The organism is Vannielia litorea (assembly GCF_900142295.1).
In the GTDB taxonomy this organism is placed as follows: Bacteria; Pseudomonadota; Alphaproteobacteria; order Rhodobacterales; family Rhodobacteraceae; genus Vannielia; species Vannielia litorea.
The window spans coordinates 3,614,237-3,635,641 of record NZ_FSRL01000001.1; the positions used below are offsets into that span (position 1 = coordinate 3,614,237).

General features: G+C 66.8%; 19 protein-coding genes. 14 read left to right on the forward strand and 5 right to left on the reverse strand.

Annotation, left to right across the window (positions count from 1 at the left end):
• Positions 1 to 4: 4 nt before the first annotated feature.
• The 3 genes from BUR94_RS17665 to greA all read right to left on the reverse strand — a co-directional run bounded on the left by BUR94_RS17665 (position 5) and on the right by greA (position 2,372).
• On the reverse strand, positions 5 to 748 hold the full coding sequence (locus BUR94_RS17665; protein ID WP_245794526.1) for a TSUP family transporter: 744 nt from the start codon (positions 746 to 748) through the stop codon (positions 5 to 7).
• A 69-nt stretch (positions 749 to 817) separates the two neighbouring features.
• On the reverse strand, positions 818 to 1,885 hold the full coding sequence (locus BUR94_RS17670) for a hypothetical protein (RefSeq protein WP_245794528.1): 1,068 nt from the start codon (positions 1,883 to 1,885) through the stop codon (positions 818 to 820).
• Positions 1,886 to 1,901: 16 nt separating this feature from the next.
• Positions 1,902 to 2,372, reverse strand: a complete 471-nt coding sequence (gene greA / locus BUR94_RS17675; protein WP_074257473.1) for a transcription elongation factor GreA — start codon at positions 2,370 to 2,372, stop codon at positions 1,902 to 1,904.
• Positions 2,373 to 2,558: 186 nt separating this feature from the next.
• Here greA and BUR94_RS17680 point away from each other — a divergent pair, with 186 nt between their 5' ends.
• The 3 genes from BUR94_RS17680 (at position 2,559) to nusG (ending at position 4,630) form a co-directional block, all read left to right on the forward strand.
• Positions 2,559 to 3,596: a YncE family protein gene (locus BUR94_RS17680; protein WP_074257474.1), complete on the forward strand. Its 1,038-nt coding sequence runs from the start codon at positions 2,559 to 2,561 to the stop codon at positions 3,594 to 3,596.
• A gap of 134 nt (positions 3,597 to 3,730) precedes the next feature.
• Positions 3,731 to 3,928, forward strand: coding sequence for a preprotein translocase subunit SecE (secE, locus tag BUR94_RS17685; protein ID WP_074257475.1), 198 nt, complete (start codon positions 3,731 to 3,733; stop codon positions 3,926 to 3,928).
• A gap of 168 nt (positions 3,929 to 4,096) precedes the next feature.
• The gene (gene nusG, locus BUR94_RS17690) at positions 4,097 to 4,630 is read left to right on the forward strand and encodes a transcription termination/antitermination protein NusG (RefSeq protein ID WP_074257476.1); all 534 of its coding nucleotides are present in this window, start codon (positions 4,097 to 4,099) and stop codon (positions 4,628 to 4,630) included.
• A gap of 96 nt (positions 4,631 to 4,726) precedes the next feature.
• Here nusG and BUR94_RS17695 read toward each other — a convergent pair whose 3' ends face one another.
• Together BUR94_RS17695 and BUR94_RS17700 are read right to left on the reverse strand one after the other, a co-directional pair.
• Positions 4,727 to 5,074, reverse strand: a complete 348-nt coding sequence (locus BUR94_RS17695) for a hypothetical protein (RefSeq protein WP_074257477.1) — start codon at positions 5,072 to 5,074, stop codon at positions 4,727 to 4,729.
• Between the two features lie 109 nt (positions 5,075 to 5,183).
• The gene (locus tag BUR94_RS17700; RefSeq protein ID WP_074257478.1) at positions 5,184 to 6,320 is read right to left on the reverse strand and encodes a S41 family peptidase; all 1,137 of its coding nucleotides are present in this window, start codon (positions 6,318 to 6,320) and stop codon (positions 5,184 to 5,186) included.
• Between the two features lie 211 nt (positions 6,321 to 6,531).
• On the opposite strand from BUR94_RS17700, the gene rplK reads away from it, so the two are divergent.
• The 11 genes from rplK to rpoC all read left to right on the forward strand — a co-directional run bounded on the left by rplK (position 6,532) and on the right by rpoC (position 21,375).
• A complete protein-coding gene (gene rplK, locus BUR94_RS17705; RefSeq protein ID WP_074257479.1) occupies positions 6,532 to 6,957 on the forward strand; it encodes a 50S ribosomal protein L11 in 426 nt (141 codons plus the stop codon).
• Between the two features lies 1 nt (position 6,958).
• A complete protein-coding gene (rplA, locus tag BUR94_RS17710) occupies positions 6,959 to 7,657 on the forward strand; it encodes a 50S ribosomal protein L1 (RefSeq protein WP_074257480.1) in 699 nt (232 codons plus the stop codon).
• A gap of 268 nt (positions 7,658 to 7,925) precedes the next feature.
• Positions 7,926 to 9,008, forward strand: coding sequence for a transglutaminase-like domain-containing protein (locus BUR94_RS17715; protein WP_074257481.1), 1,083 nt, complete (start codon positions 7,926 to 7,928; stop codon positions 9,006 to 9,008).
• 71 nt (positions 9,009 to 9,079) lie between these two features.
• Positions 9,080 to 9,433: a hypothetical protein gene (locus tag BUR94_RS17720; RefSeq protein ID WP_074257482.1), complete on the forward strand. Its 354-nt coding sequence runs from the start codon at positions 9,080 to 9,082 to the stop codon at positions 9,431 to 9,433.
• A gap of 66 nt (positions 9,434 to 9,499) precedes the next feature.
• Positions 9,500 to 10,495: a DUF1775 domain-containing protein gene (locus tag BUR94_RS17725; protein ID WP_074257483.1), complete on the forward strand. Its 996-nt coding sequence runs from the start codon at positions 9,500 to 9,502 to the stop codon at positions 10,493 to 10,495.
• A 105-nt stretch (positions 10,496 to 10,600) separates the two neighbouring features.
• Positions 10,601 to 11,092 (forward strand): SCO family protein, encoded by a 492-nt coding sequence (locus tag BUR94_RS17730; protein WP_245794530.1) that lies wholly within the window; start codon positions 10,601 to 10,603, stop codon positions 11,090 to 11,092.
• A 377-nt stretch (positions 11,093 to 11,469) separates the two neighbouring features.
• The gene (rplJ, locus tag BUR94_RS17735) at positions 11,470 to 11,982 is read left to right on the forward strand and encodes a 50S ribosomal protein L10 (protein WP_074257485.1); all 513 of its coding nucleotides are present in this window, start codon (positions 11,470 to 11,472) and stop codon (positions 11,980 to 11,982) included.
• 73 nt (positions 11,983 to 12,055) lie between these two features.
• Positions 12,056 to 12,439, forward strand: coding sequence for a 50S ribosomal protein L7/L12 (gene rplL, locus BUR94_RS17740; protein ID WP_074257486.1), 384 nt, complete (start codon positions 12,056 to 12,058; stop codon positions 12,437 to 12,439).
• A gap of 250 nt (positions 12,440 to 12,689) precedes the next feature.
• Positions 12,690 to 16,826, forward strand: coding sequence for a DNA-directed RNA polymerase subunit beta (gene rpoB, locus BUR94_RS17745; protein WP_074257487.1), 4,137 nt, complete (start codon positions 12,690 to 12,692; stop codon positions 16,824 to 16,826).
• Positions 16,827 to 17,132: a hypothetical protein gene (locus BUR94_RS20530; protein WP_139301307.1), complete on the forward strand. Its 306-nt coding sequence runs from the start codon at positions 16,827 to 16,829 to the stop codon at positions 17,130 to 17,132.
• Positions 17,133 to 17,136: 4 nt separating this feature from the next.
• On the forward strand, positions 17,137 to 21,375 hold the full coding sequence (rpoC, locus tag BUR94_RS17750) for a DNA-directed RNA polymerase subunit beta' (protein WP_074257488.1): 4,239 nt from the start codon (positions 17,137 to 17,139) through the stop codon (positions 21,373 to 21,375).
• The last annotated feature ends 30 nt before the right edge of the window (positions 21,376 to 21,405 follow it).

The following is a 21,405-nucleotide window of genomic DNA, read 5'->3' on the forward strand; positions in this document are numbered from 1 at the left end:
GCGGTCAGAGCGCCTTCATCAGCAGGACGAGGGCCGAGAGCGTCGCCAGCCCCAGCGCCCAGGGGCGGATCGAGCCGCGCTCGAAGCGCGCGACGAGCGGGCGTACGGCCAGCAGGGTCAGCGGGACGAGCGGCCCGAGGGAGGCGGCCAGCGCGATCTGGGGGGCGCGCATCAGCCCGGCCAGCGCGAGCGCGCCGATCGAGACAATCATCCCGAAGCCGAAGAAGGCGTTTTGCGTTGCCGCCGACCGGCGCGCCTCCACCCCGGAGTAGAGAAGGGCCATTGGCGGCGCGCCGATCCCCGTCAGCGTGCCCATGACCCCGGCGGCCACCCCGGCGCCGAACAGGGTTTTCGGCGTGATGGCGATGGAGAGGCCGGCGAGGGTGAGGGCGACGGCCAGAAGCACGACGAGCGCGATGATGACGGGGAGCAGGGCGGTGCCGACGACTGCGGTGGCAATGAACGCGGCAAAGACTGCGCCGAGCAGGCGACCGGCGAACCCGGGCGGCAGATCGGCGCGCACCACGGCATCGCGTGTGCCGAGAAACGAGCCGACGCCCGACAGCATCCCGAGCAGCAGGATCGTGCCCGGCACCCATTCGGGCGCGACGATCGTCATGGTGGGCGCGGCGATCATCCCGAAGCCCGCGCCGGCGAGCTTTTGGATCACCGTGCCGCAGATCACCGCCAGGGCGCAGACGAGCCAGGGCAGGAGGGGCGGAAGAAGCTGGGTGATGTCGAAGGCCAAGAGGAGAGGGCCGCCGGGTTGGAAAGCCCGCATGGGCCGGGTGAAGGGGGAGGCGGGCCGCCGGTGGCCCTAGTCGAAGGTGCCGGAGACCTTGCCCAGAAGCATGAAGGCCCGCGCGGTGCGGGTTTCGGACACGGCGAGGATCTCGGTGTCGGAGGCGGTCTCGGAGAAGGCGGCGAAGGTCTGGTCGAACTTGCGCAGGAAGTGGTGGGCGGCGTCGCGGAAGATCGGGTCGGCGCGCATCCGGCCGGAGGTGAGCGCGAGGCAGGAGCGGTCGCGGACGCCGTCCATGCCGGCGATCTCCTCGCCGCGCTTGCCGGCGCCGAACTTGCGCCAGATGGCGGGGCGCGCGGGCTCGGGCGAGAGGTCATCCATGTAGATGCCGTCTTCGGAGAGCAGGGTGAGCACGTCCTGCGCCGAGTGGATCAGCCCCGAGATCTTGGGGTCACGCAGCGCCTTGCGGAGCGCGGCGAACCCGGCCTTGTCCTTCTCGTTCTCGGGGAAGTTCAGCGCACGGATGAACTCCTCGACCGAGATTGGCGCGGCGCCCGTCACCGCCGGGGTGCCGAGGTCGAAGGCGGGCTGGGATTCGGTCTCGGGGGCAGGTTCGGGGCGCGAGAGCGCGGGCTTGCCGGGCAGCGGCACCTCGGCGGCCAGACCGGCACGGGAGGCGATGCGCGCCAGCGCGGCCTCGGAGTTGCGCTGGGCGGTGACAAGCTCCTCGAGCTTGCGCTCGATGGCTCCGGCGCGGGGGTCGGGGCGCTCGCCCTGGGCCCTGCTCACGTAGCTGGAGCGCAGCGCATCGACGGCGGCGGTGAGCCGCGCGCTCTCTTCGCGCATGATCCGGGCATTGCGGGCCGCGGAGATGCCGACCCAGATCAGCGCCACCGGCATGAACACCGCAAACAGGGTCATGGTGAAGACGATCGGGTCGAAATCGGCCTCGCCCTCGGGGATCAGGAGAAAGAAGCCGCCGACCAGCACGCCCCAGAGCAGGGTGAGCCCGATGCCGATGAACTCCGCGGCACCCACGCCGCGATCCGGCGCACCGTTGCCCTGAACGGAGCGGATCGGCGCGGGCGCCAGGCGCATCGGCGGATGCGTCTGCTCGCTGCTGCTATGGTCGGCCTCGCTCACTTTGGCCAGGCTCCTGTCAGACGTATTTCACGCTCAGCACTTCGTAGCTCTTTTCGCCCCCGGGCGTGCGGACCTCGACGGAGTCGCCCTCGTCCTTGCCGATCAGGGCGCGCGCAATGGGCGACTTGATGTTCAGCAGGCCGCGCTCGATGTCGGCCTCGTGCTCGCCGACGATCTGCCAGGTCTTCTCCTCCTCGGTGTCCTCGTCGACCACCGTGACCGTCGCGCCGAACTTGATGGGTCCGGAGAGCCGGGCCGGGTCGATCACCTCGGCCAGCGACAGCACGCCCTCGATCTCCTTGATCCGCCCTTCGATGAAGCTCTGCTTTTCCTTGGCGGAATGATACTCGGCATTCTCCGAGAGATCGCCATGCTCGCGGGCTTCCGCGATCGCCTTGATGATCGCCGGACGCTCAACGGACTTGAGCTTTTTCAGTTCGGTATCGAGCGCGGTATGGCCCGCGCGGGTCATCGGTATCTTGTCCATCTGCTCGGCGGAACTTTCACTGGGAGAAAGGGCAACACTCGGGGTGTTAACTCAATCGGGGAAGGGAAAGTCAAGTAGGGCGCGGGGCGGCGCGCGGCCCCGAGCGGTCTGAAACACTTGACCGTGGGGAAGCGGCCTGCCAGCCTTCGATCCGTTGAACCAAGTCATTCTGACGGAGATATTGCCATGAAGCGCATCCTTGCGGCCCTTGCCCTTTCGACCAGCCTTGCCCTGCCGGCTGCCGCCAACCTGCCCTCGGGCGGCCTTGGCGGGTTTTCCCTCAGTCCCGACGGGGCCACGCTGCTGGCGGGCGGCGACAACCGGGTGATCTACGTGATCGACACCGCCACCTTCGAGGTGAAGGACCGGATCTGGAGCCCGTCAATGCCGGTGTGGATGGACCACTCGGCCGATGGCTCGCTGGTGTATGTGCTCGACAGCGACGACGTGCTGACCGCCTATGCCGCCGCCGACATGAGCAAGAAATGGGCGATCGACCGGGTGCGCGACATGGTGTTTCGGCCCGAGGCCAACCGGATCGTGCAATGGCGCGGGGCGTCGGGCGGCACCGAGATCACGGTGATCGACGCGGCCTCGGGCGCCCAGACCAAGACCATCGCCACCCCCGAGGGCACCAACATCGACAGCGCGGGGCTCAGCGACGACGGCGCGATGCTCTACGCGATCACCCGGCAGGACAAGACCGAGGAGGAGACCAAGGAGCAGCCCGGCGACGACGTGAAGGGGCTCGACAAGGAGATCTTCCGCAAGAAGCACGACGGCTACATGGCGCAGCTCCTGACCGTCGATCTGGAGGCGGGCACCACCGCGGCCACGCCGAGCTGGTACAGCGCCTCGAACTTCGATGACGTGCGCAAGGTGGGGGAGCAGGTGTTTTACCTCAAGCCCGGCAGCGACCCGATGGTGGCGGATGCGGCCGGCGAGGTGACCATGCTCGACCTCCAGCGCGCCAATGGCGACTACGTGGAGATCAGCCCCGATGCGACCGAGATCGTGGCGGGCGACGGCGGCAAGGTGAGCTTCATCCCGGTGACCGGCGGCGCGCCGCTGACCATCGGCGTGGAGGACCTGCCCGGCTGGTTCGAGAAGACCCAAGGCTTCGAATACCTGCCCGATGGCCGCGTGGTGGCGGTGACAGACGGCTGGCGGATCGTGGTGATCGACAGGGCGGCGGGCAGCGCCACGGCCTACCCGGTGTACTGACGCCCGCTGCGGGGGAGGGTGGGCCGATTGCCCACCCGACGGGGCGGTGTCGCGGGCTGCGGCACCGTCAGCCTTGAAATCGCCCCGCGAAGCCCGTAGATGGCCCCGGACGAACCCCGAGGAAAGAGCACCCCATGGCCCGCGCCAATCCGCTACAGTTCATCCAGCAGGTCCGCACCGAGGTGGGCAAGGTCGTATGGCCGACCCGCCGCGAGGTGGTGCTGACCACGGTGATGGTGTTCATCATGGCGATCCTCACCGGCGCCTTCTTCTTCCTGGTCGACTGGCTGATCCGCTCGGGGCTGACCACGATCCTGGGGCTGTTCGGCTGAGCGATCGGTGGGCAGATTGCCCACCCTACTTGAAATCGCCCGGCGGTCGGAGTATCCCGCCTTCATTCCCCGAAAACATGGCGCGCCCGAATCGACGGCGCGCCCGTTTTTTATCGGGGAGCTGGATTGACGCGCCCCGGCACGGGGCCAGAGACAAGCAGGTTTGACATGGCGAAACGGTGGTATTCGGTGGCGGTGCTCTCCAACTTCGAGAAGAAGGTGGCAGAGCAGATCCGCACCGACGCGGAGGCCGCGGGCCTCACCGGCGAGATCGAGGAAGTGCTGGTGCCGACCGAGGAGGTCATCGAGGTGCGCCGGGGCAAGAAGGTGACCGCCGAGCGGCGCTTCATGCCGGGCTACGTGCTGGTGCGGATGGACATGAGCGATGCGGGCTATCACCTGATCACCTCGATCAACCGGGTCACGGGTTTTCTGGGGCCGCAGGGCCGGCCGATGCCGATGCGCGATGCCGAGGTCGAGGCGATCCTGGGCCGCGTGGAAGAGAGCGATGCCGCGCCGCGCAGCCTGATCACCTTCGAGGTGGGCGAGAACGTGAACGTGACCGACGGTCCGTTCGAGGGCTTCTCGGGCAACGTGGAAGAGGTCGACGACGACAACCAGCGCCTGAAGGTGACGGTGTCGATCTTCGGTCGGGCCACGCCGGTGGAGCTGGAGTTCACCCAGGTGACCAAGCAGGCCTGACACAGGGCCGCCGGGCCGCGCGCCCGCTGACAGCAGTTCGGGCCGCTCCCCTGGGGGCGGCCCTTTTCGTTGGGGACGGGTGCCGGGAGGGCCGGGTCAGGCCCTGGCCGGATCTGCCCGCGAGATGGCGGTGAAGCCGCCGTAGCTGGTGCCGGAGACGGCCTCGCGGATGACCGCTTCGGCGCGGTCGGCGTCGGCCACGGAAAAGCCGATCCAGAGGGCGCCGGACGAGGTGCCGGAGGGCATCTCCTGCGGGCCGGTGGAGCGGCCCAGCTCGGCCATCTCCAGCGAGGCCTCGATCAGCACCATGGCCTCCTCGCAGAACTCGCGGGGCGTGGTGCGCCCCGAGGTGGCGCCGCGGATGTCGTCGAGCCGGTAGCTGACCGCCAGCCAGGCGTCGGCGGGGCGGGCGGCCTCGAAGGTTTCGGTGTCCGTGTGGATCATGTCTCTTGCTCCACTTTCACGATTGTCGCGCTGTTAACCACATTACGCCCGGTCGCGGCGGGACAACGACCCGATCGCGGCTTTATTGTGGCAGCCTGGCGCGGTCGGCTCAGGGGCCGGCGGCCCAGGCCAGCGCGGCGTCGCGCGCCCGGTCCTGCCCTCTCGCCAGCTCGTCGGCGGTGCTGAAGGGGGTCGGGTGGGGGACCATCGTGCCTGCGGCGACGAGGTGGCGGGCGATGATCGGGGGCGTGCTGGCGTGGGGCGTGCCGCTGTGCCAGTCGTGCAGGGCATCCGACCAGCGCAGGGCGGCGCCGCTCTCGGGCAGCACTTCGAGATCGCCCTCGGCGTGAAAGCGGGTGACATCGCCCATCGGCTCGCCCATCAGCCGGCCTGTCCCGGGCAGGCGGTGCAGGGCGCGGCAGGCGAAGACAAGCGCGGCGGAGAAGGTGAACTTGTCGACCAGGACGACAAAGCGTGGGCCGCGCCATCCGCTGCGCAAGGCCTCGAGCAGGGTCTCTGCCTTCAGGAAATCGCCGCCCGGGTTGCCGCGGATGTCGATCAGCAAGGGCGCGTCGGGCCGGGCAAGGGCCGCGTTGGCGGCGTTGCGCAGGGCGACTTCCAGCACGCCGGGTTCGGGGACGTGGAATTCGGGGAGCCGGACCTGAACGGCGCGGGGCAGGTGCTGCACCTCGGCGAGCCCGGGGGCGTCGCGGGTGGCGGCGAGGCCGCCGTGCTCGCGGGCGGGATAGAGCGTGAGCGCCGGGACGCGGCGGGCCGGGTCGGGGGTGAGAGGGCCGGTGGAGAGGGTGTAGCGCGGCGGATCCTCGACGCCGAGCCGGGCGAGGGCCTCCGGCCAGGCCAGCAGCAGGGGCGCGAGCGCGCGCTGGCGGAACGGCGGGCCGGGGATGAAGGGGCGGGCGGCCTGGAGCAGGGCCTCCACGGGGCGGTCGTTGATTGCCTCGAGCCGGGCGGGGGAGCCGGTGCCCTCGGTCAGCCAGACCTCGGAGCCGATGGCGACGAAGCGGAGCGGCAAAACGGTGATGGCGGCCTGCGGGATCAGCCTGGTGTGGGCGTTGCAGGCCCGAGCTACGAGGCGCATTGCGGAGAGCAGGAAGGCGTTGCGGTCGCCCGAGGCCTCCAGGCCGGACAGGGCCTCGACCTCATGGCTCGGCGGCCCGTCGGGGAAGGCGGCGGCGAAGGCGGTGTCGTGGGAGAGGGTTTGGAGGAGGGTTTCGGTATCGCTCATCCGGGGAGCCTAGGGTCGCTTGGGCGGGATTGGCCAGTGGGGTTTGACGGAAGCTGGAAAAGGGCCTATGGAGCGGCTTCCTTCGTCCCCCGTCGTTCTGGCGGGGCCGAATCGCGTGGGAGGGGCGGCGCTCGCGGGCGCCAAGCCGGACCACGTCAACATGAAGGCGGCCCATCGCGTTGGGGCGCCGTTGAGCAAAGGAGAGCCAGGAATGGCAAAGAAGATTGCCGGCAAGATGAAGCTGCAGGTGAAGGCCGGACAGGCCAACCCCTCCCCGCCGGTCGGCCCGGCGCTGGGCCAGCGCGGCATCAACATCATGGAATTCTGCAAGGCGTTCAACGCCAAGACGCAGGAGATGGAGCCGGGTGCGCCCTGCCCGACCGTGATCACCTACTACCAGGACAAGTCCTTCTCGATGGAAATCAAGACGCCGCCGGCGTCCTACTACCTGAAGAAGGCCGCGAAGGTGAAATCCGGGGCCAAGACCCCCTCGCGCGAGACCGTGGGCACCGTGACGGTGGCCCAGGTGCGCGAGATTGCGGAAGCCAAGATGAAGGATCTGAACGCCAACGACATCGAAGGCGCGATGCAGATCATTCTCGGCTCGGCGAAATCCATGGGCATCGAGGTGAAGTAAGATGGCAAAACTCGGAAAACGCACCGCCGCCGCCCGTGAGGCCTTTGAAGGCAAGCACGACCTGAGCGTGGAAGAGGCCGTCGCCCTGGTGAAGGGCAACGCCAAGGCCAAGTTCGACGAGACCGTCGAGATCGCCATGAACCTCGGGGTCGACCCGCGTCACGCCGACCAGATGGTGCGCGGCAAGGTCAGCCTGCCGAACGGCACCGGCAAGGACGTGCGCGTTGCCGTCTTCGCCCGGGGCGACAAGGCCGAAGAGGCCAAGAAGGCCGGCGCCGACATCGTGGGCGCAGAGGACCTGATGGAGATCGTCCAGGGCGGCAAGATCGACTTCGATCGCTGCATCGCCACCCCCGACATGATGCCGATCGTCGGCCGTCTGGGCAAGGTGCTCGGCCCGCGCAACCTGATGCCGAACCCCAAGGTCGGCACGGTGACGATGGACGTGAAAGAGGCCGTCGAAGCCGCCAAGGGCGGTGAGGTCCAGTTCAAGGCCGAGAAGGCCGGCGTGGTGCACGCGGGCATCGGCAAGGCCTCCTTCGACGAGGCCAAGCTGGTCGAGAACGTGCGCGCCTTCGTGGACGCCGTCTCCAAGGCCAAGCCGACCGGCGCCAAGGGCACCTACATGAAGAAGATCGCGATCTCTTCGACCATGGGCCCGGGCGTCAGCATCGAGGTGGACAACGCGCTGGGCAACTGAGCCTGACGCAAGCGGATACAGAGGGGCGGGCCGGTTGGCTCGCCCCTTTTCGTTGGCGACGGCGGGACGGGGATGCCGGGACCGGAGCGCAGGATCGGCGGCGCGGGCCATCGAGGAGGCCAAGCCGTGGCGCGAGTTCTATCCGCAGAAGGACTTCGGGACGCCCGACCAGGGCGGCGCTGAGTGGTATCTGACAAGGATGACCGAGGCTTGCGCGGACAGGGCGGGCTGCCTATAGCCAGCCGCGCAACAAACCGGAGGCAGACGGATGATCGGACGGCGCAGAGTTCTGGCAAGTGGCGGCGCGGCGGCGCTGGTGGCGATGGCCCCGCGCGGGCTGTGGGCAGGGTATGCCCCGCAGGCGGGCGCGTGGCGGACCTTCGAGATCGTCACCCGCGTGGAGCTGCCGCGCGGCGGCAAGACGGCGCAGGCCTGGGTGCCGGTGCCGTCGCACCGGGACGACACCTGGACGGTGCCGGACCGGAACCTCTGGGTGAACAATGCCGACGAGGTGAAGCTGGTCGAGGGCGAGGGCACGGCCTTCGTGCAGGCGCGCTGGGCGGCGGGCGAGGGCCCGGCGGTGCTGGAGGTGACGAGCCGGGTGGCGACGCGCAGCCGGTCGGTCGCGCTGGAGGCCAGCACGGGAGCCACGCTCACCGGGGCAGAGCGCGCCGAGCTGACCGCGCCGACCGAGCTGCTGCCGACCGACGGGATCGTGCTGGAGACGGCGCAGGGGATCGTGGCGGGCAGGGCGGGCGACCTCGAGAAGGCCCGCGCGATCTACGACTGGGTGGTGGAGAGCACCGAGCGCAACCCCGAGACGCGCGGCTGCGGGCTGGGCGACATTGCCTCGATGCTGCACATGGGCGACCTCACCGGCAAATGCGCCGATCTCAACGCGCTCTTCGTCGGCCTTTGCCGTGCCGCCGGCCTGCCCGCGCGCGACCTCTACGGGCTGCGGGTGGCGCCCTCGGACTTCGGCTACAGGGCGCTTGGCGCGGGCTCGGAGAACGTGACCGGCGCGCAGCATTGCCGGGCGGAAGTGTTCGTGGAAGGCACGGGCTGGGTGCCCGCCGATCCGGCGGACGTGCGCAAGGTGGTGCTCCAGGAAGACGGCGGCCTGAGCCTGGCGGACGCCAAGGTGCAGGACGCGCGGCGCGGGCTTTTCGGCGCGGCGGAGGGCAACTGGCTGTGCCTGAACACCGCGCATGACGTGGTGCTGCCGGGCGCGGCGGATGACGCGCCGCTGCCTTTCCTGATGTATCCGCAGGCGGAAATTGGCGGCGAGCGGCTGGACGAGCTGGCGCCGGATGCCTTTGTCTACACGATCACCGCGCGCGAGCTGACCTGAGCGCGCAATACCGGGGGGATGCGGCAGAACGGCCGCCTCCCTCCGGCGTGCGGATCGGGCATGGAACAGGCATGAGCGCCGGGTTTCGTCAGACAGTGATCGCCTGGGCCGCAGCCTTGATGCTGGCGGTCATGGGGGCCGTTTCGGCGCATCACATGGGGCCGCCCTCGGAAGATGCGTTCGCCGTGGCCGAGCTGCGGGCGCTGGGCGTGACGGCGGATGACCTCTGCGGCCCTGTAGACGCGGGCCATGCCTGGCACTGCCCGTTCTGCCACAAGCTGCCCGAGGCGCCCCGGCTTGCCGCGCCCGACGCGGTGCAGCGGCTGGCCCGGGTGATGCCCGAGACGCGGGGTAGCGACCTCCTGCACGGGCCGCAGCATATCTTCTCCCACCACAGCACGCGCGGACCGCCGCGCCTCTCCTGAGCAATCCAACCGACTGACACGCGGCGCGGGATGGTCCCGTGCCCGGATTCTCATGGAGACTGACACATGCTGAACCACAGCTTTCTGGCCGCCTGCGGCCTGACCCTCATGGCCGCGACGGCCCATGCCCATGCCACCCTCGAACAGGCAGAGGCCACGGTGGGGGCGACGACCAAGATCACCCTGCGCGTGCCCCACGGCTGCGAAGGCGAGGCGACCCATACGGTGCGGATCGAGATCCCCGAAGGGTTCTATGCCGTGAAGCCGATGCCCAAGCCGGGCTGGGCGCTGGAGACGGAGATTGGCGCCTACGAAACCCCCTATGACAACCACGGAACGATGATGACCGAGGGCGTTCGTGCGGTGGTGTGGAGCGGCGGCGACCTGGCCGACGCGCATTACGACGAGTTCGTGCTTCGCGGATCGGTGGGCAAGCAGTTCGACGGGGGCGAGGTGATCTACTTCCCTGCCGTGCAGACCTGCGCCAATGGCGTGGCCGACTGGACCGACACCAGCGGCGCCCCCGATGTGCCCAACCCCGCGCCCAAGCTGACGCTGGTGGCGGCGGACGGGGCCGATGCCCATGCCCATGCCGGCCACGCGGGTCATGGCATGGCCGACAAGGTCACCCTCGGCGCGCTCGAGATCACCGCGCCTGCCGCCGCTGCGACCCTGCCCAACCAGCCGGTGGCCGGGGGCTTTGTGACCATCACCAACACCGGGGCGGAGGATGACGTGCTGGTAGGTGCCAGCTCAGCCGTTGCCGGTCGCATCGAGGTGCACGAGATGGCGATGGAGGGCGATGTGATGAAGATGCGCGCGCTGGCCGAGGGCTTGGCCGTCCCCGCCGGGGAGACGGTGACGCTGAAGCCGGGCGGCTATCACATCATGTTCATGGATCTGGCCGGGCCGATGGAGGCGGGCACCAGCGCCGAGGTGGAGCTGGAGTTCCGCGACGCCGGCAAGGTGGTCGTGACCTTCCCCGTGAAGCCGCGCGACGAGATCGGCGCGGGCGGGCACGCCCACGGCGGGCATGGCCACTCCGGGCATGAGGGCAACTGATGCTGCGGTCGAAGACGGCGGCGATCTTCGCGGGGGGGGCTGGCCGGGCTGGCCCTCCTTGCGACGGTCTGGTTTGCATTTGTCGCGCCTGCGCTTGACGAGGAGGTGGGGATCGACCTCGGGCATGGCGACTACGTGCTCGCGGGCACCGACGGGCAGCCCTTTACTGAAGACACCCTGCGCGGCGCGCCGACGGCAGTGTTCTTCGGCTTTGCCCATTGCCCCGAGGTCTGCCCGACGACGCTGTCGGACATCGACCGGTGGCAGGCAGAGCTGGCCGACGCGGGCGAGGACCCGCTTCGCACCTACTTCGTCACTGTGGACCCGGAGCGGGACACGGTAGAAATGATGGCCGATTACGTGGGCTGGGTGCCCGACGTGGTGGGCGTGTCGGGCAGCCGCGATGAGATCGACAAGGCGATCCGGGCCTTTCGGGTCTACGCCTCGAAGGTGCCGCTGGAGGGGGGCGACTACACGATGGACCACTCGGCCTTCGTGCTGCTGTTCGACGATCGTGGCAACTTCTTCGAGCCGATCCGATACCAGGAGGAGCTGGAGAGCGCGATGGCCAAGATCCGGCAGGTCACGGCCATGTGAGGGGATGACGGGGTGACGTGCGCGCTGCCGCGCGACACCCCACCCGCCATCCCGCGGGGCGCGCCGGGGCCGGGGGGGGCGGAAAATCACCCGCACGTGAGCCCTGCGCCCTTGCCCTTCGCGGATGCAGCAACTAGAGAGGCCCCTGCAAGCCAGCGTGCGATTCGTCGTGCGCTGTTTTGCGTTTCGTCCAAGACGGTGGGTGGCGCTCGTCCGAGTGCCTTAATTTCCTGCCCGAGACGGGTCAGAACTGGTTTTCCCGCGAGGCATCTCTCGGGCGGACTTGGCTTCAGCCCCGTAACACGGACCTGAGTGTCGGCCCTGGCCGGCAAAAATGAGCCGGGCGGGGATGACCCTGCCCAAATTGGAGTGAAACTGTGGATAGAGCCCAGAAAGAGAAAGTGGTCGAGGAACTCGGCCAGATTTTCGAAAGCTCTGGCGTCGTTGTGGTCTCCCACTACGAGGGTCTCACGGTTGCCGAGATGCAGGACCTGCGCGCGCGTATGCGTGAAGCTGGCGGGTCGGTCCGCGTCGCCAAGAACAAGCTCGCCAAGATCGCCCTGGAAGGGAAGCCTTGCGCCAGCATCGCCGATCTTCTGACGGGTATGACCGTGCTCACCTACTCCGAAGACCCCGTGGCTGCGGCCAAGGTCGTGGACAAGTTCGCCAAGGACAACTCGAAGCTCGAGATCCTCGGCGGCGCGATGGGTGAGACCGCTCTGGACGTCGACGGTGTGAAGGCCGTTGCGCAGATGCCCAGCCGCGAGGAGCTCATTGCTTCCATCGTGGGCTGCATCGGTGCACCCGCTTCCAACATCGCCGGTGCCATTGGCGCGCCTGCTTCGAATATCGCCAGCATTCTTTCGACCATCGAAGAGAAAGCTGCGTAAGGCAACGAATGAGAGCCGCGTAGGGGTTGAACACCTCGCGTTGGAACACATCTAGACAGACGGAAAGCGAAAAATGGCTGATCTGAAGAAACTTGCTGAAGAGATCGTGGGTCTGACCCTTCTCGAAGCCCAGGAACTGAAAACCATCCTCAAGGACGAGTACGGCATCGAGCCCGCCGCTGGCGGCGCTGTGATGATGGCCGGTCCGGCTGCCGGCGGCGACGCCGGTGCGGCTGCCGAGGAAAAGACCGAGTTCGACGTGATCCTCAAGAGCGCCGGCGCTCAGAAGATCAACGTGATCAAGGAAGTCCGCGCCATCACCGGCCTGGGCCTGAAAGAGGCCAAGGAGCTGGTGGAAGCCGGTGGCAAGGCTGTCAAGGAGCAGGTCTCCAAAGCCGAAGCCGACGACATCAAGGCGAAACTCGAAGCCGCTGGCGCCGAGATCGAGCTCAAGTGATCGGTCGCCGTCCGATGCGGACGGCAGCCTGAAGAACTGGCTGGACCCGGGAAAAACCGGGTCCAGCCTAATGCGTCTCGGCAAGTCCCTCGGAAACGAGAGGGATTTTCCAAGGCGTGTTCGTACGGATCGGGCGCTCACCGGTGGGACGGTGGGCAGGTATGGATCCCGGACGCACCTTCATTCGTGAGCCGCCCTCCCGGTGCCCCGGCGGGATGTGCGCGGCGACAGACGAAAGGTATACGACCAGATGGCGACGACCCTCCTCGGCCACAAACGTTTCCGCCGGTACTACGGCAAAATCCGCGAAGTTCTGGAGATGCCGAACCTCATCGAGGTTCAGAAATCCTCCTACGACCTGTTCCTGAAATCGGGCGATCAGCCTGCGCCGGCCGACGGCGAAGGCATCATGGGCGTCTTCCAGGGCGTCTTTCCGATCAAGGATTTCAACGAGACCGCGGTGCTCGAGTTCGTGAAATACGAGCTGGAGAAGCCGAAGTACGACGTGGAAGAGTGCCAGCAGCGCGACATGACCTACAGCGCCCCGCTGAAGGTGACCCTGCGGCTCATCGTGTTCGATGTGGACGAGGATACCGGCGCCAAGTCGGTGAAGGACATCAAGGAACAGGACGTGTTCATGGGCGACATGCCCCTGATGACGCCCAACGGCACCTTCGTGGTGAACGGCACCGAGCGCGTGATCGTCAGCCAGATGCACCGCTCGCCCGGCGTGTTCTTCGACCACGACAAGGGCAAGACCCACGCCAGCGGCAAGCTGCTCTTCGCATGCCGGATCATTCCCTACCGCGGCTCCTGGCTGGACTTCGAGTTCGACGCCAAGGACATCGTCTTCGCGCGGATCGACCGGCGCCGGAAGCTGCCCGTGACCACCCTGCTCTATGCCCTCGGGCTGGACCAGGAGGCGATCATGGACGCCTATTACGACACGGTCGGCTACTCGCTGAAGAAGAACAAGGGCTGGGTGACCAAGTTCTTCCCCGAGCGGATCCGTGGCACGCGGCCTGCCTATGACCTCGTCGACGCCAAGACCGGCGAAGTCGTGTTCGAGGCCGGCAAGAAGGTGACCCCCCGTGCGGTGAAGAAGATCATCGACGAGGGCCAGATCACCGAGCTGCTGGTGCCCTTCGACCGGATCGTGGGCCGCTTCGTGGCCAAGGACATCATCAACGAGGACACCGGCGCCATCTACGTGGAAGCCGGCGACGAGCTGACCTGGGAGACCGACAAGGACGGCGACGTGACCGGCGGCACCCTGAAGGAGCTGATCGACGCGGGCATCACCGAGATTCCGGTGCTCGACATCGACGGCATCAACGTGGGTGCCTACATCCGCAACACCATGGCCGCCGACAAGAACATGAACCGCAACACCGCGCTCATGGATATCTATCGCGTCATGCGTCCGGGCGAGCCGCCCACGGTCGAAGCCGCCAGCACCCTGTTCGACAGCCTTTTCTTCGACTCCGAGCGCTACGACCTCAGCGCCGTGGGCCGGGTGAAGATGAACATGCGCCTCGATCTCGACGCGCCCGACACCCACCGCACGCTGCGCCGCGAGGACATCGTGGCCTGCATCAAGGCTCTGGTGGAGCTGCGCGACGGCAAGGGCGACATCGACGACATCGACCACCTCGGCAACCGCCGGGTGCGCTCGGTCGGCGAGCTGATGGAAAACCAGTACCGCGTGGGTCTGCTCCGCATGGAGCGGGCGATCAAGGAGCGCATGTCGTCGGTCGAGATCGACACGGTCATGCCGCAGGACCTGATCAACGCCAAGCCCGCCGCTGCCGCGGTGCGCGAGTTTTTCGGCTCCTCGCAGCTCAGCCAGTTCATGGACCAGACCAACCCGCTCTCGGAAGTCTCCCACAAGCGCCGGCTCTCGGCGCTTGGCCCGGGCGGCCTGACCCGCGAGCGTGCCGGCTTCGAGGTGCGCGACGTGCACCCGACCCACTACGGCCGGATGTGCCCGATCGAGACGCCGGAAGGCCCGAACATCGGCCTCATCAACAACCTCGCCAGCTTTGCGCGGGTCAACAAGTACGGCTTCATCGAGACCCCGTATCGCCGGGTGAAGAACGGCCAGGTGACCGACGAAGTGCACTACATGTCGGCCACCGAGGAGATGCGCCACACCGTGGCCCAGGCCAACGCCTCGCTCGACGAGAACGGCAAGTTCGTGAACGAGATGGTGAACACCCGCCAGTCGGGCGAATACACCCTCGCGCCCAACGAGATGGTCGACCTCATCGACGTGTCGCCGAAACAGCTGGTTTCGGTTGCCGCCTCGCTGATCCCCTTCCTCGAGAACGACGACGCCAACCGCGCGCTGATGGGCTCGAACATGCAGAAGCAGGCCGTGCCGCTGCTGCAGGCCGAGGCGCCGCTGGTCGGCACCGGGATCGAGCGCAAGGTCGCCATCGACTCGGGCGCCGCCATCCAGGCGTTCCGCGGCGGGGTCATCGACCAGGTCGATGCCCAGCGGATCGTCGTGCGGGCCACCGAAGACCTCGAGCCGGGCGATCCGGGCGTGGACATCTACCGTCTGCGCAAGTTCCAGCGGTCGAACCAGAACACCTGCATCAACCAGCGTCCGCTGGTGAAGGTGGGCGACACCGTGGTGAAGGGCGAGGTCATCGCCGATGGCCCCTCGACCGACATGGGCGAGCTGGCGCTCGGCAAGAACGTGGTCGTCGCCTTCATGCCGTGGAACGGCTACAACTACGAGGACTCCATCCTCATCTCCGAGCGCATCGCCAAGGATGACGTGTTCACCTCGATTCACATCGAGGAGTTCGAGGTCGCCGCGCGGGATACCAAGCTCGGGCCGGAGGAGATTACCCGTGACATCCCCAACGTCGGCGAGGAAGCCCTGCGCAACCTCGACGAGGCCGGGATCGTCTACATCGGTGCCGAGGTCGGCCCCGGTGACATTCTGGTGGGCAAGATCACGCCCAAGGGCGAGAGCCCGATGACCCCGGAAGAGAAGCTGCTGCGCGCGATCTTCGGCGAGAAGGCCAGCGACGTGCGCGACACCTCGCTCCGCCTGCCGCCGGGCGACTTCGGCACGGTGGTGGAAGTGCGCGTCTTCAACCGCCACGGCGTGGAGAAGGACGAGCGGGCGCTTCAGATCGAGCGCGAAGAGGTCGAGCGCCTCGCCCGCGACCGGGACGACGAGCTCGCGATCCTCGACCGCAACATCTACGCCCGCCTGAAGGACATGATCCTGGGCAAGGTGGCCGTGAAAGGCCCGAAAGGCGTGAAGGCCAACGCGACCATCGACGAGGAGCTCCTCGAAGCCCTCAGCAAGGGTCAGTGGTGGCAGCTCGCCCTGGGCGACGAGGCCGAGGCGCAGATGGTCGAGGCGCTGCACGAGCAGTACGAGGCGCAGAAGCGCGTGCTAGATGCCCGCTTCGAAGACAAGGTCGAGAAGGTCCGCCGCGGCGACGATCTGCCCCCGGGCGTGATGAAGATGGTCAAGGTCTTCATCGCCGTGAAGCGCAAGCTTCAGCCGGGCGACAAGATGGCCGGTCGGCACGGGAACAAGGGGGTTATCTCCCGCGTGGTCCCCGTGGAAGACATGCCCTTCCTGGGCGACGGCACGCCGGTCGACTTCGTGCTCAACCCGCTGGGCGTGCCCAGCCGGATGAACGTGGGTCAGATCCTCGAAACCCACATGGGCTGGGCCTCTCGCGGGCTCGGCATCCAGGTGGACGAGGCGCTCGGCGAATATCGCCGCTCGGGCGACATGACCCCGGTCCGCGACGCGATGAAGATCGCCTATGGCGAGGAGGCCTATGAAGAGCACCTGAAGGCGCTCGACGAAGGTCTGCTGGTGGAGGCGGCGGGCAACATCACCCGCGGCGTTCCGATCGCCACGCCGGTCTTTGACGGGGCCAAGGAGCATGACGTGAACGATGCGCTCCGGCGTGCGGGCTTCAACGAGAGCGGCCAGTCGGTGCTGTTCGATGGCCGGACCGGCGAGCAGTTTGCCCGCTCGGTCACCGTCGGCATAAAGTACCTGCTGAAGCTGCATCACCTGGTGGACGACAAGATCCACGCCCGCTCGACCGGCCCCTACAGCCTGGTCACCCAGCAGCCGCTGGGCGGCAAGGCCCAGTTCGGCGGTCAGCGTTTCGGGGAAATGGAGGTCTGGGCGCTGGAAGCCTATGGCGCTGCCTACACCCTGCAGGAGATGCTCACGGTCAAGTCGGACGACGTGGCCGGCCGGACCAAGGTCTATGAGTCGATCGTCAAGGGCGAGGACAACTTCGAGGCGGGCATTCCCGAGAGCTTCAACGTGCTCGTGAAGGAAGTCCGCGGCCTCGGCCTGAACATGGAACTCCTGGACGCGGAGGGCGAGGAATAAATGAAAAGGATTGTGCCATTTGGTGGTGCGATCGTCTCGAAGGCAGGGTTTGAAAGGACTGAAGTGTGGGCCGATGATCTTCGGCATGACGCAGAGCTATCAAATCCAACCGCATTTCCCGCTAGGGAGGTCTTCGTGACCGATCTGGGAAATGACATGTACGAGAACGGTTGCTCCATCGAATGGACGGTCTGGCTAGATGAAAGCGGCGACGTTGAGAGCTCGGAAATACTACTCCACGGGTCCGCAGACATGCACAGAAATCAAATATTCTTCAAAACCCGCACCTCCGACGAGGAAAGGTAACTAGATGAACCAGGAACTGACGAACAACCCGTTCAACCCGCTCACCCCGCCGAAGGTGTTTGACGAGATCAAGGTCTCGCTCGCCTCGCCCGAGCGGATTCTCTCTTGGTCTTTCGGTGAGATCAAGAAACCCGAGACGATCAACTACCGGACGTTCAAGCCCGAGCGCGACGGCCTGTTCTGCGCCCGGATCTTCGGGCCGATCAAGGACTACGAGTGCCTCTGCGGCAAGTACAAGCGGATGAAGTATCGCGGCGTCGTCTGCGAGAAATGCGGCGTGGAAGTCACGCTGCAGAAGGTCCGCCGCGAGCGCATGGGCCACATCGAGCTGGCCGCGCCGGTCGCGCACATCTGGTTTCTGAAGTCGCTCCCCTCCCGGATCGGCCTCATGCTGGACATGACCCTGCGTGACCTCGAGCGGATCCTCTACTTCGAGAACTACGTCGTCATCGAGCCGGGCCTCACCGATCTCACCTACGGTCAGCTGATGACCGAAGAAGAGTACATGGACGCCCAGGACGCCTACGGCATGGACGCCTTCTCGGCGAACATCGGTGCCGAGGCGATCCGCGAGATGCTGGCCCAGATCGACCTCGAGTCCGAGGCCGAGCAGCTGCGCGCCGACCTCAAGGAGGCCACCGGCGAGCTGAAGCCCAAGAAGATCATCAAGCGTCTGAAGATCGTCGAGAGCTTCCTGGAATCGGGCAACCGCCCCGAGTGGATGGTGCTCACCGTGATCCCGGTGATCCCGCCCGAGCTGCGCCCGCTGGTGCCGCTGGACGGTGGCCGCTTCGCGACCTCCGACCTGAACGACCTCTACCGCCGGGTCATCAACCGGAACAACCGTCTGAAGCGCCTGATCGAGCTGCGCGCGCCCGACATCATCATCCGCAACGAGAAGCGGATGCTGCAGGAGTCGGTCGATGCGCTCTTCGACAACGGTCGCCGTGGACGCACCATCACCGGGGCCAACAAGCGCCCGCTGAAATCGCTCTCGGACATGCTCAAGGGCAAGCAGGGCCGGTTCCGCCAGAACCTTCTCGGCAAGCGCGTGGACTTCTCGGGCCGTTCGGTCATCGTGACCGGCCCCGAGCTGAAGCTGCACCAGTGCGGCCTCCCGAAGAAGATGGCGCTCGAGCTGTTCAAGCCCTTCATCTACTCGCGGCTGGAGGCCAAGGGCCTCTCCAGCACCGTGAAGCAGGCGAAGAAGCTGGTGGAAAAGGAGCGCCCCGAGGTGTGGGACATCCTCGACGAGGTGATCCGCGAGCACCCGGTTCTGCTGAACCGCGCGCCCACGCTGCACCGCCTCGGGATCCAGGCCTTCGAGCCGATCCTGATCGAAGGCAAGGCGATCCAGCTGCACCCGCTCGTCTGCTCGGCGTTCAACGCCGACTTCGACGGTGACCAGATGGCCGTGCACGTGCCGCTCTCGCTGGAAGCCCAGCTGGAAGCCCGCGTTCTGATGATGTCCACGAACAACGTGCTGTCGCCCGCCAACGGCGCGCCGATCATCGTGCCGTCGCAGGACATGATCCTTGGTCTCTATTACATCACGATGGAGCGCGAGGGCATGAAGGGCGAAGGCATGATCTTCGGCTCGGTCGAGGAAGTGGAGCACGCGCTGAACGCCGGCGAGGTGCATCTGCACGCCAAGATCAAGGCCCGCGTGAAGCAGATCGACGACGAGGGCAACGAGGTTTACCGGCGGTTCGACACCACGCCGGGCCGCGTGCGCCTCGGCGCGCTGCTGCCGCTCAACACCAAGGCCCCGTTCGACCTGGTCAACCGCCTCCTCCGCAAGAAGGAAGTGCAGCAGGTCATCGATACCGTCTACCGCTACTGCGGCCAGAAGGAATCGGTCATCTTCTGCGACCAGATCATGAGCATGGGCTTCAAGGAGGCCTTCCGCGCCGGCATCAGCTTCGGCAAGGACGACATGGTGATCCCCGACAACAAGTGGACCATCGTGGACGACACCCGCGAGCAGGTGAAGGACTTCGAGCAGCAGTACATGGACGGCCTGATCACCCAGGGCGAAAAGTACAACAAGGTGGTCGATGCCTGGTCGAAGTGTAACGACCGGGTCACCGACGCCATGATGGAGACCATCTCTGCCGCCAAGAAGGACGAGAACGGTGCCGAAGCGGAGCCGAACTCGGTGTACATGATGGCCCACTCCGGTGCCCGGGGTTCGGTCACGCAGATGAAGCAGCTCGGCGGGATGCGCGGCCTGATGGCCAAGCCCTCGGGCGAGATCATCGAGACGCCGATCATCTCGAACTTCAAGGAAGGCCTGACCGTGCTGGAGTACTTCAACTCCACCCACGGCGCCCGGAAGGGTCTGTCGGACACCGCTCTGAAGACGGCGAACTCGGGCTACCTGACCCGCCGCCTGGTGGACGTGGCGCAGGACTGCATCATCCGTCAGCACGACTGCGGCACCGAGCGGGCGATCACCGCTGCCGCCGCCGTCAACGACGGCGAGGTGGTGAGTTCGCTGGCCGAGCGCATCCTGGGCCGTGTCGCGGCCGAGGATATCATCCATCCCGGCACCGAAGAGGTGCTGGTGGCGCGCAACGAGCTGATCGACGAGCGCAAGGCCGACATCGTCGAGCAGGCCAATGTCGCCACCGTGCGCATGCGGTCGCCGCTGACCTGCGAGGCGGAAGAGGGCGTTTGCGCCATGTGCTACGGGCGCGACCTTGCCCGCGGCACCATGGTCAACACCGGCGAGGCCGTCGGCATCATCGCCGCCCAGTCGATCGGTGAGCCCGGCACCCAGCTGACCATGCGGACCTTCCACATCGGCGGTGTGGCCCAGGGTGGCCAGCAGTCGTTCCAGGAAGCCTCGCAGGAAGGCACCGTCGAGCTGCGCAACGCCAACCTCCTCAAGAACGAGGCGGGCGAGCAGATCGTCATGGGCCGCAACATGCAGCTCGCGATCATCGACGAGAACGGCACCGAGCGCGCCAGCCACAAGGTGACCTACGGCACCAAGGTCTTCGTGACCGACGGGCAGAAGGTTGCTCGCGGCGACAAGCTCTACGAATGGGACCCCTACACCCTGCCGATCATCGCCGAGAAGGCCGGTACCGCCAAGTTCGTCGACCTCACCACCGGCATCGCCGTGAAGGACGAGACCGACGATGCCACCGGCATGACCCAGAAGATCGTGATCGACTGGCGGACTGCGCCGAAGGGCAACGAGCTGAAGCCCGAGATCCTGATCGTGGGCGAGGATGGCGAGCCGGTCCGCAACGATGCGGGCAACCCGGTGACCTATCCGATGTCGGTGGACGCCATCCTGTCGGTCGAGGACCAGCAGGAGGTGAAGGCCGGTGACGTTGTGGCGCGTATCCCGCGGGAAGGCGCAAAGACGAAGGACATCACCGGCGGTCTGCCGCGTGTGGCCGAACTCTTCGAAGCCCGCCGCCCCAAGGACCACGCGATCATCGCCGAGATCGACGGCTACGTGAAGTTCGGCCGCGACTACAAGAACAAGCGCCGTATCGCGATTGTTCCTGGCGACGAGAGCCTGGAGCCGGTGGAGTACATGGTGCCCAAGGGCAAGCACATCCCGGTGCAGGAAGGCGACTTCGTGCAGAAGGGTGACTACATCATGGACGGCAACCCGGCGCCGCATGACATCCTGAGCATCATGGGTGTCGAGGCTCTGGCCGAGTACATGATCGACGAGGTGCAGGACGTCTATCGCCTTCAGGGCGTGAAGATCAACGACAAGCACATCGAGGTCATCGTCCGGCAGATGCTCCAGAAGTGGGAGATCCTCGACAGCGGCGACACCACGCTGCTGAAGGGCGAACACGTGGACAAGGCCGAGTTCGACGCCGCCAACGAGAAGGCTGTGAAGAAGGGGGGCCGCGAGGCCCAGGGCGAGCCGATCCTGCTCGGGATCACCAAGGCTTCGCTCCAGACCCGCAGCTTTGTCTCGGCCGCGTCGTTCCAGGAAACGACCCGCGTGCTCACCGAGGCCGCCGTTCAGGGCAAGCGCGACAAGCTCGTGGGCCTGAAGGAGAACATCATCGTGGGCCGCCTGATCCCGGCGGGCACCGGTGGTGCGACCCAGAAGGTGCGCCGCATCGCCACCGAGCGCGACCAGAAGGTGATCGACGCGCGCCAGGCCGAGGCGGAAGCCGCGGCCGCGCTGGCCGCGCCGATGGACGACGACATCGTGGGTGGCGGCGAGTTCGACACCCTGGTGGAGACGCCCGAGAGCCGGTAACTCCGGTTGCAAGAAACAACAAAGGGGTCT

Excerpts from the sequence above, each read along its gene's own strand:
- greA (WP_074257473.1), bottom strand. The coding sequence starts at position 2,372 with ATGGACAAGATACCGATGACCCGCGCGGGCCATACCGCGCTCGATACC.
- BUR94_RS17680 (WP_074257474.1), top strand. The coding sequence starts at position 2,559 with ATGAAGCGCATCCTTGCGGCCCTTGCCCTTTCGACCAGCCTTGCCCTG.
- secE (WP_074257475.1), top strand. The coding sequence starts at position 3,731 with ATGGCCCGCGCCAATCCGCTACAGTTCATCCAGCAGGTCCGCACCGAG.
- nusG (WP_074257476.1), top strand. The coding sequence starts at position 4,097 with ATGGCGAAACGGTGGTATTCGGTGGCGGTGCTCTCCAACTTCGAGAAG.
- BUR94_RS17695 (WP_074257477.1), bottom strand. The coding sequence starts at position 5,074 with ATGATCCACACGGACACCGAAACCTTCGAGGCCGCCCGCCCCGCCGAC.
- BUR94_RS17700 (WP_074257478.1), bottom strand. The coding sequence starts at position 6,320 with ATGAGCGATACCGAAACCCTCCTCCAAACCCTCTCCCACGACACCGCC.
- rplK (WP_074257479.1), top strand. The coding sequence starts at position 6,532 with ATGGCAAAGAAGATTGCCGGCAAGATGAAGCTGCAGGTGAAGGCCGGA.
- rplA (WP_074257480.1), top strand. The coding sequence starts at position 6,959 with ATGGCAAAACTCGGAAAACGCACCGCCGCCGCCCGTGAGGCCTTTGAA.
- BUR94_RS17715 (WP_074257481.1), top strand. The coding sequence starts at position 7,926 with ATGATCGGACGGCGCAGAGTTCTGGCAAGTGGCGGCGCGGCGGCGCTG.
- BUR94_RS17720 (WP_074257482.1), top strand. The coding sequence starts at position 9,080 with ATGAGCGCCGGGTTTCGTCAGACAGTGATCGCCTGGGCCGCAGCCTTG.
- BUR94_RS17725 (WP_074257483.1), top strand. The coding sequence starts at position 9,500 with ATGCTGAACCACAGCTTTCTGGCCGCCTGCGGCCTGACCCTCATGGCC.
- rplL (WP_074257486.1), top strand. The coding sequence starts at position 12,056 with ATGGCTGATCTGAAGAAACTTGCTGAAGAGATCGTGGGTCTGACCCTT.
- rpoB (WP_074257487.1), top strand. The coding sequence starts at position 12,690 with ATGGCGACGACCCTCCTCGGCCACAAACGTTTCCGCCGGTACTACGGC.
- BUR94_RS20530 (WP_139301307.1), top strand. The coding sequence starts at position 16,827 with ATGAAAAGGATTGTGCCATTTGGTGGTGCGATCGTCTCGAAGGCAGGG.
- rpoC (WP_074257488.1), top strand. The coding sequence starts at position 17,137 with ATGAACCAGGAACTGACGAACAACCCGTTCAACCCGCTCACCCCGCCG.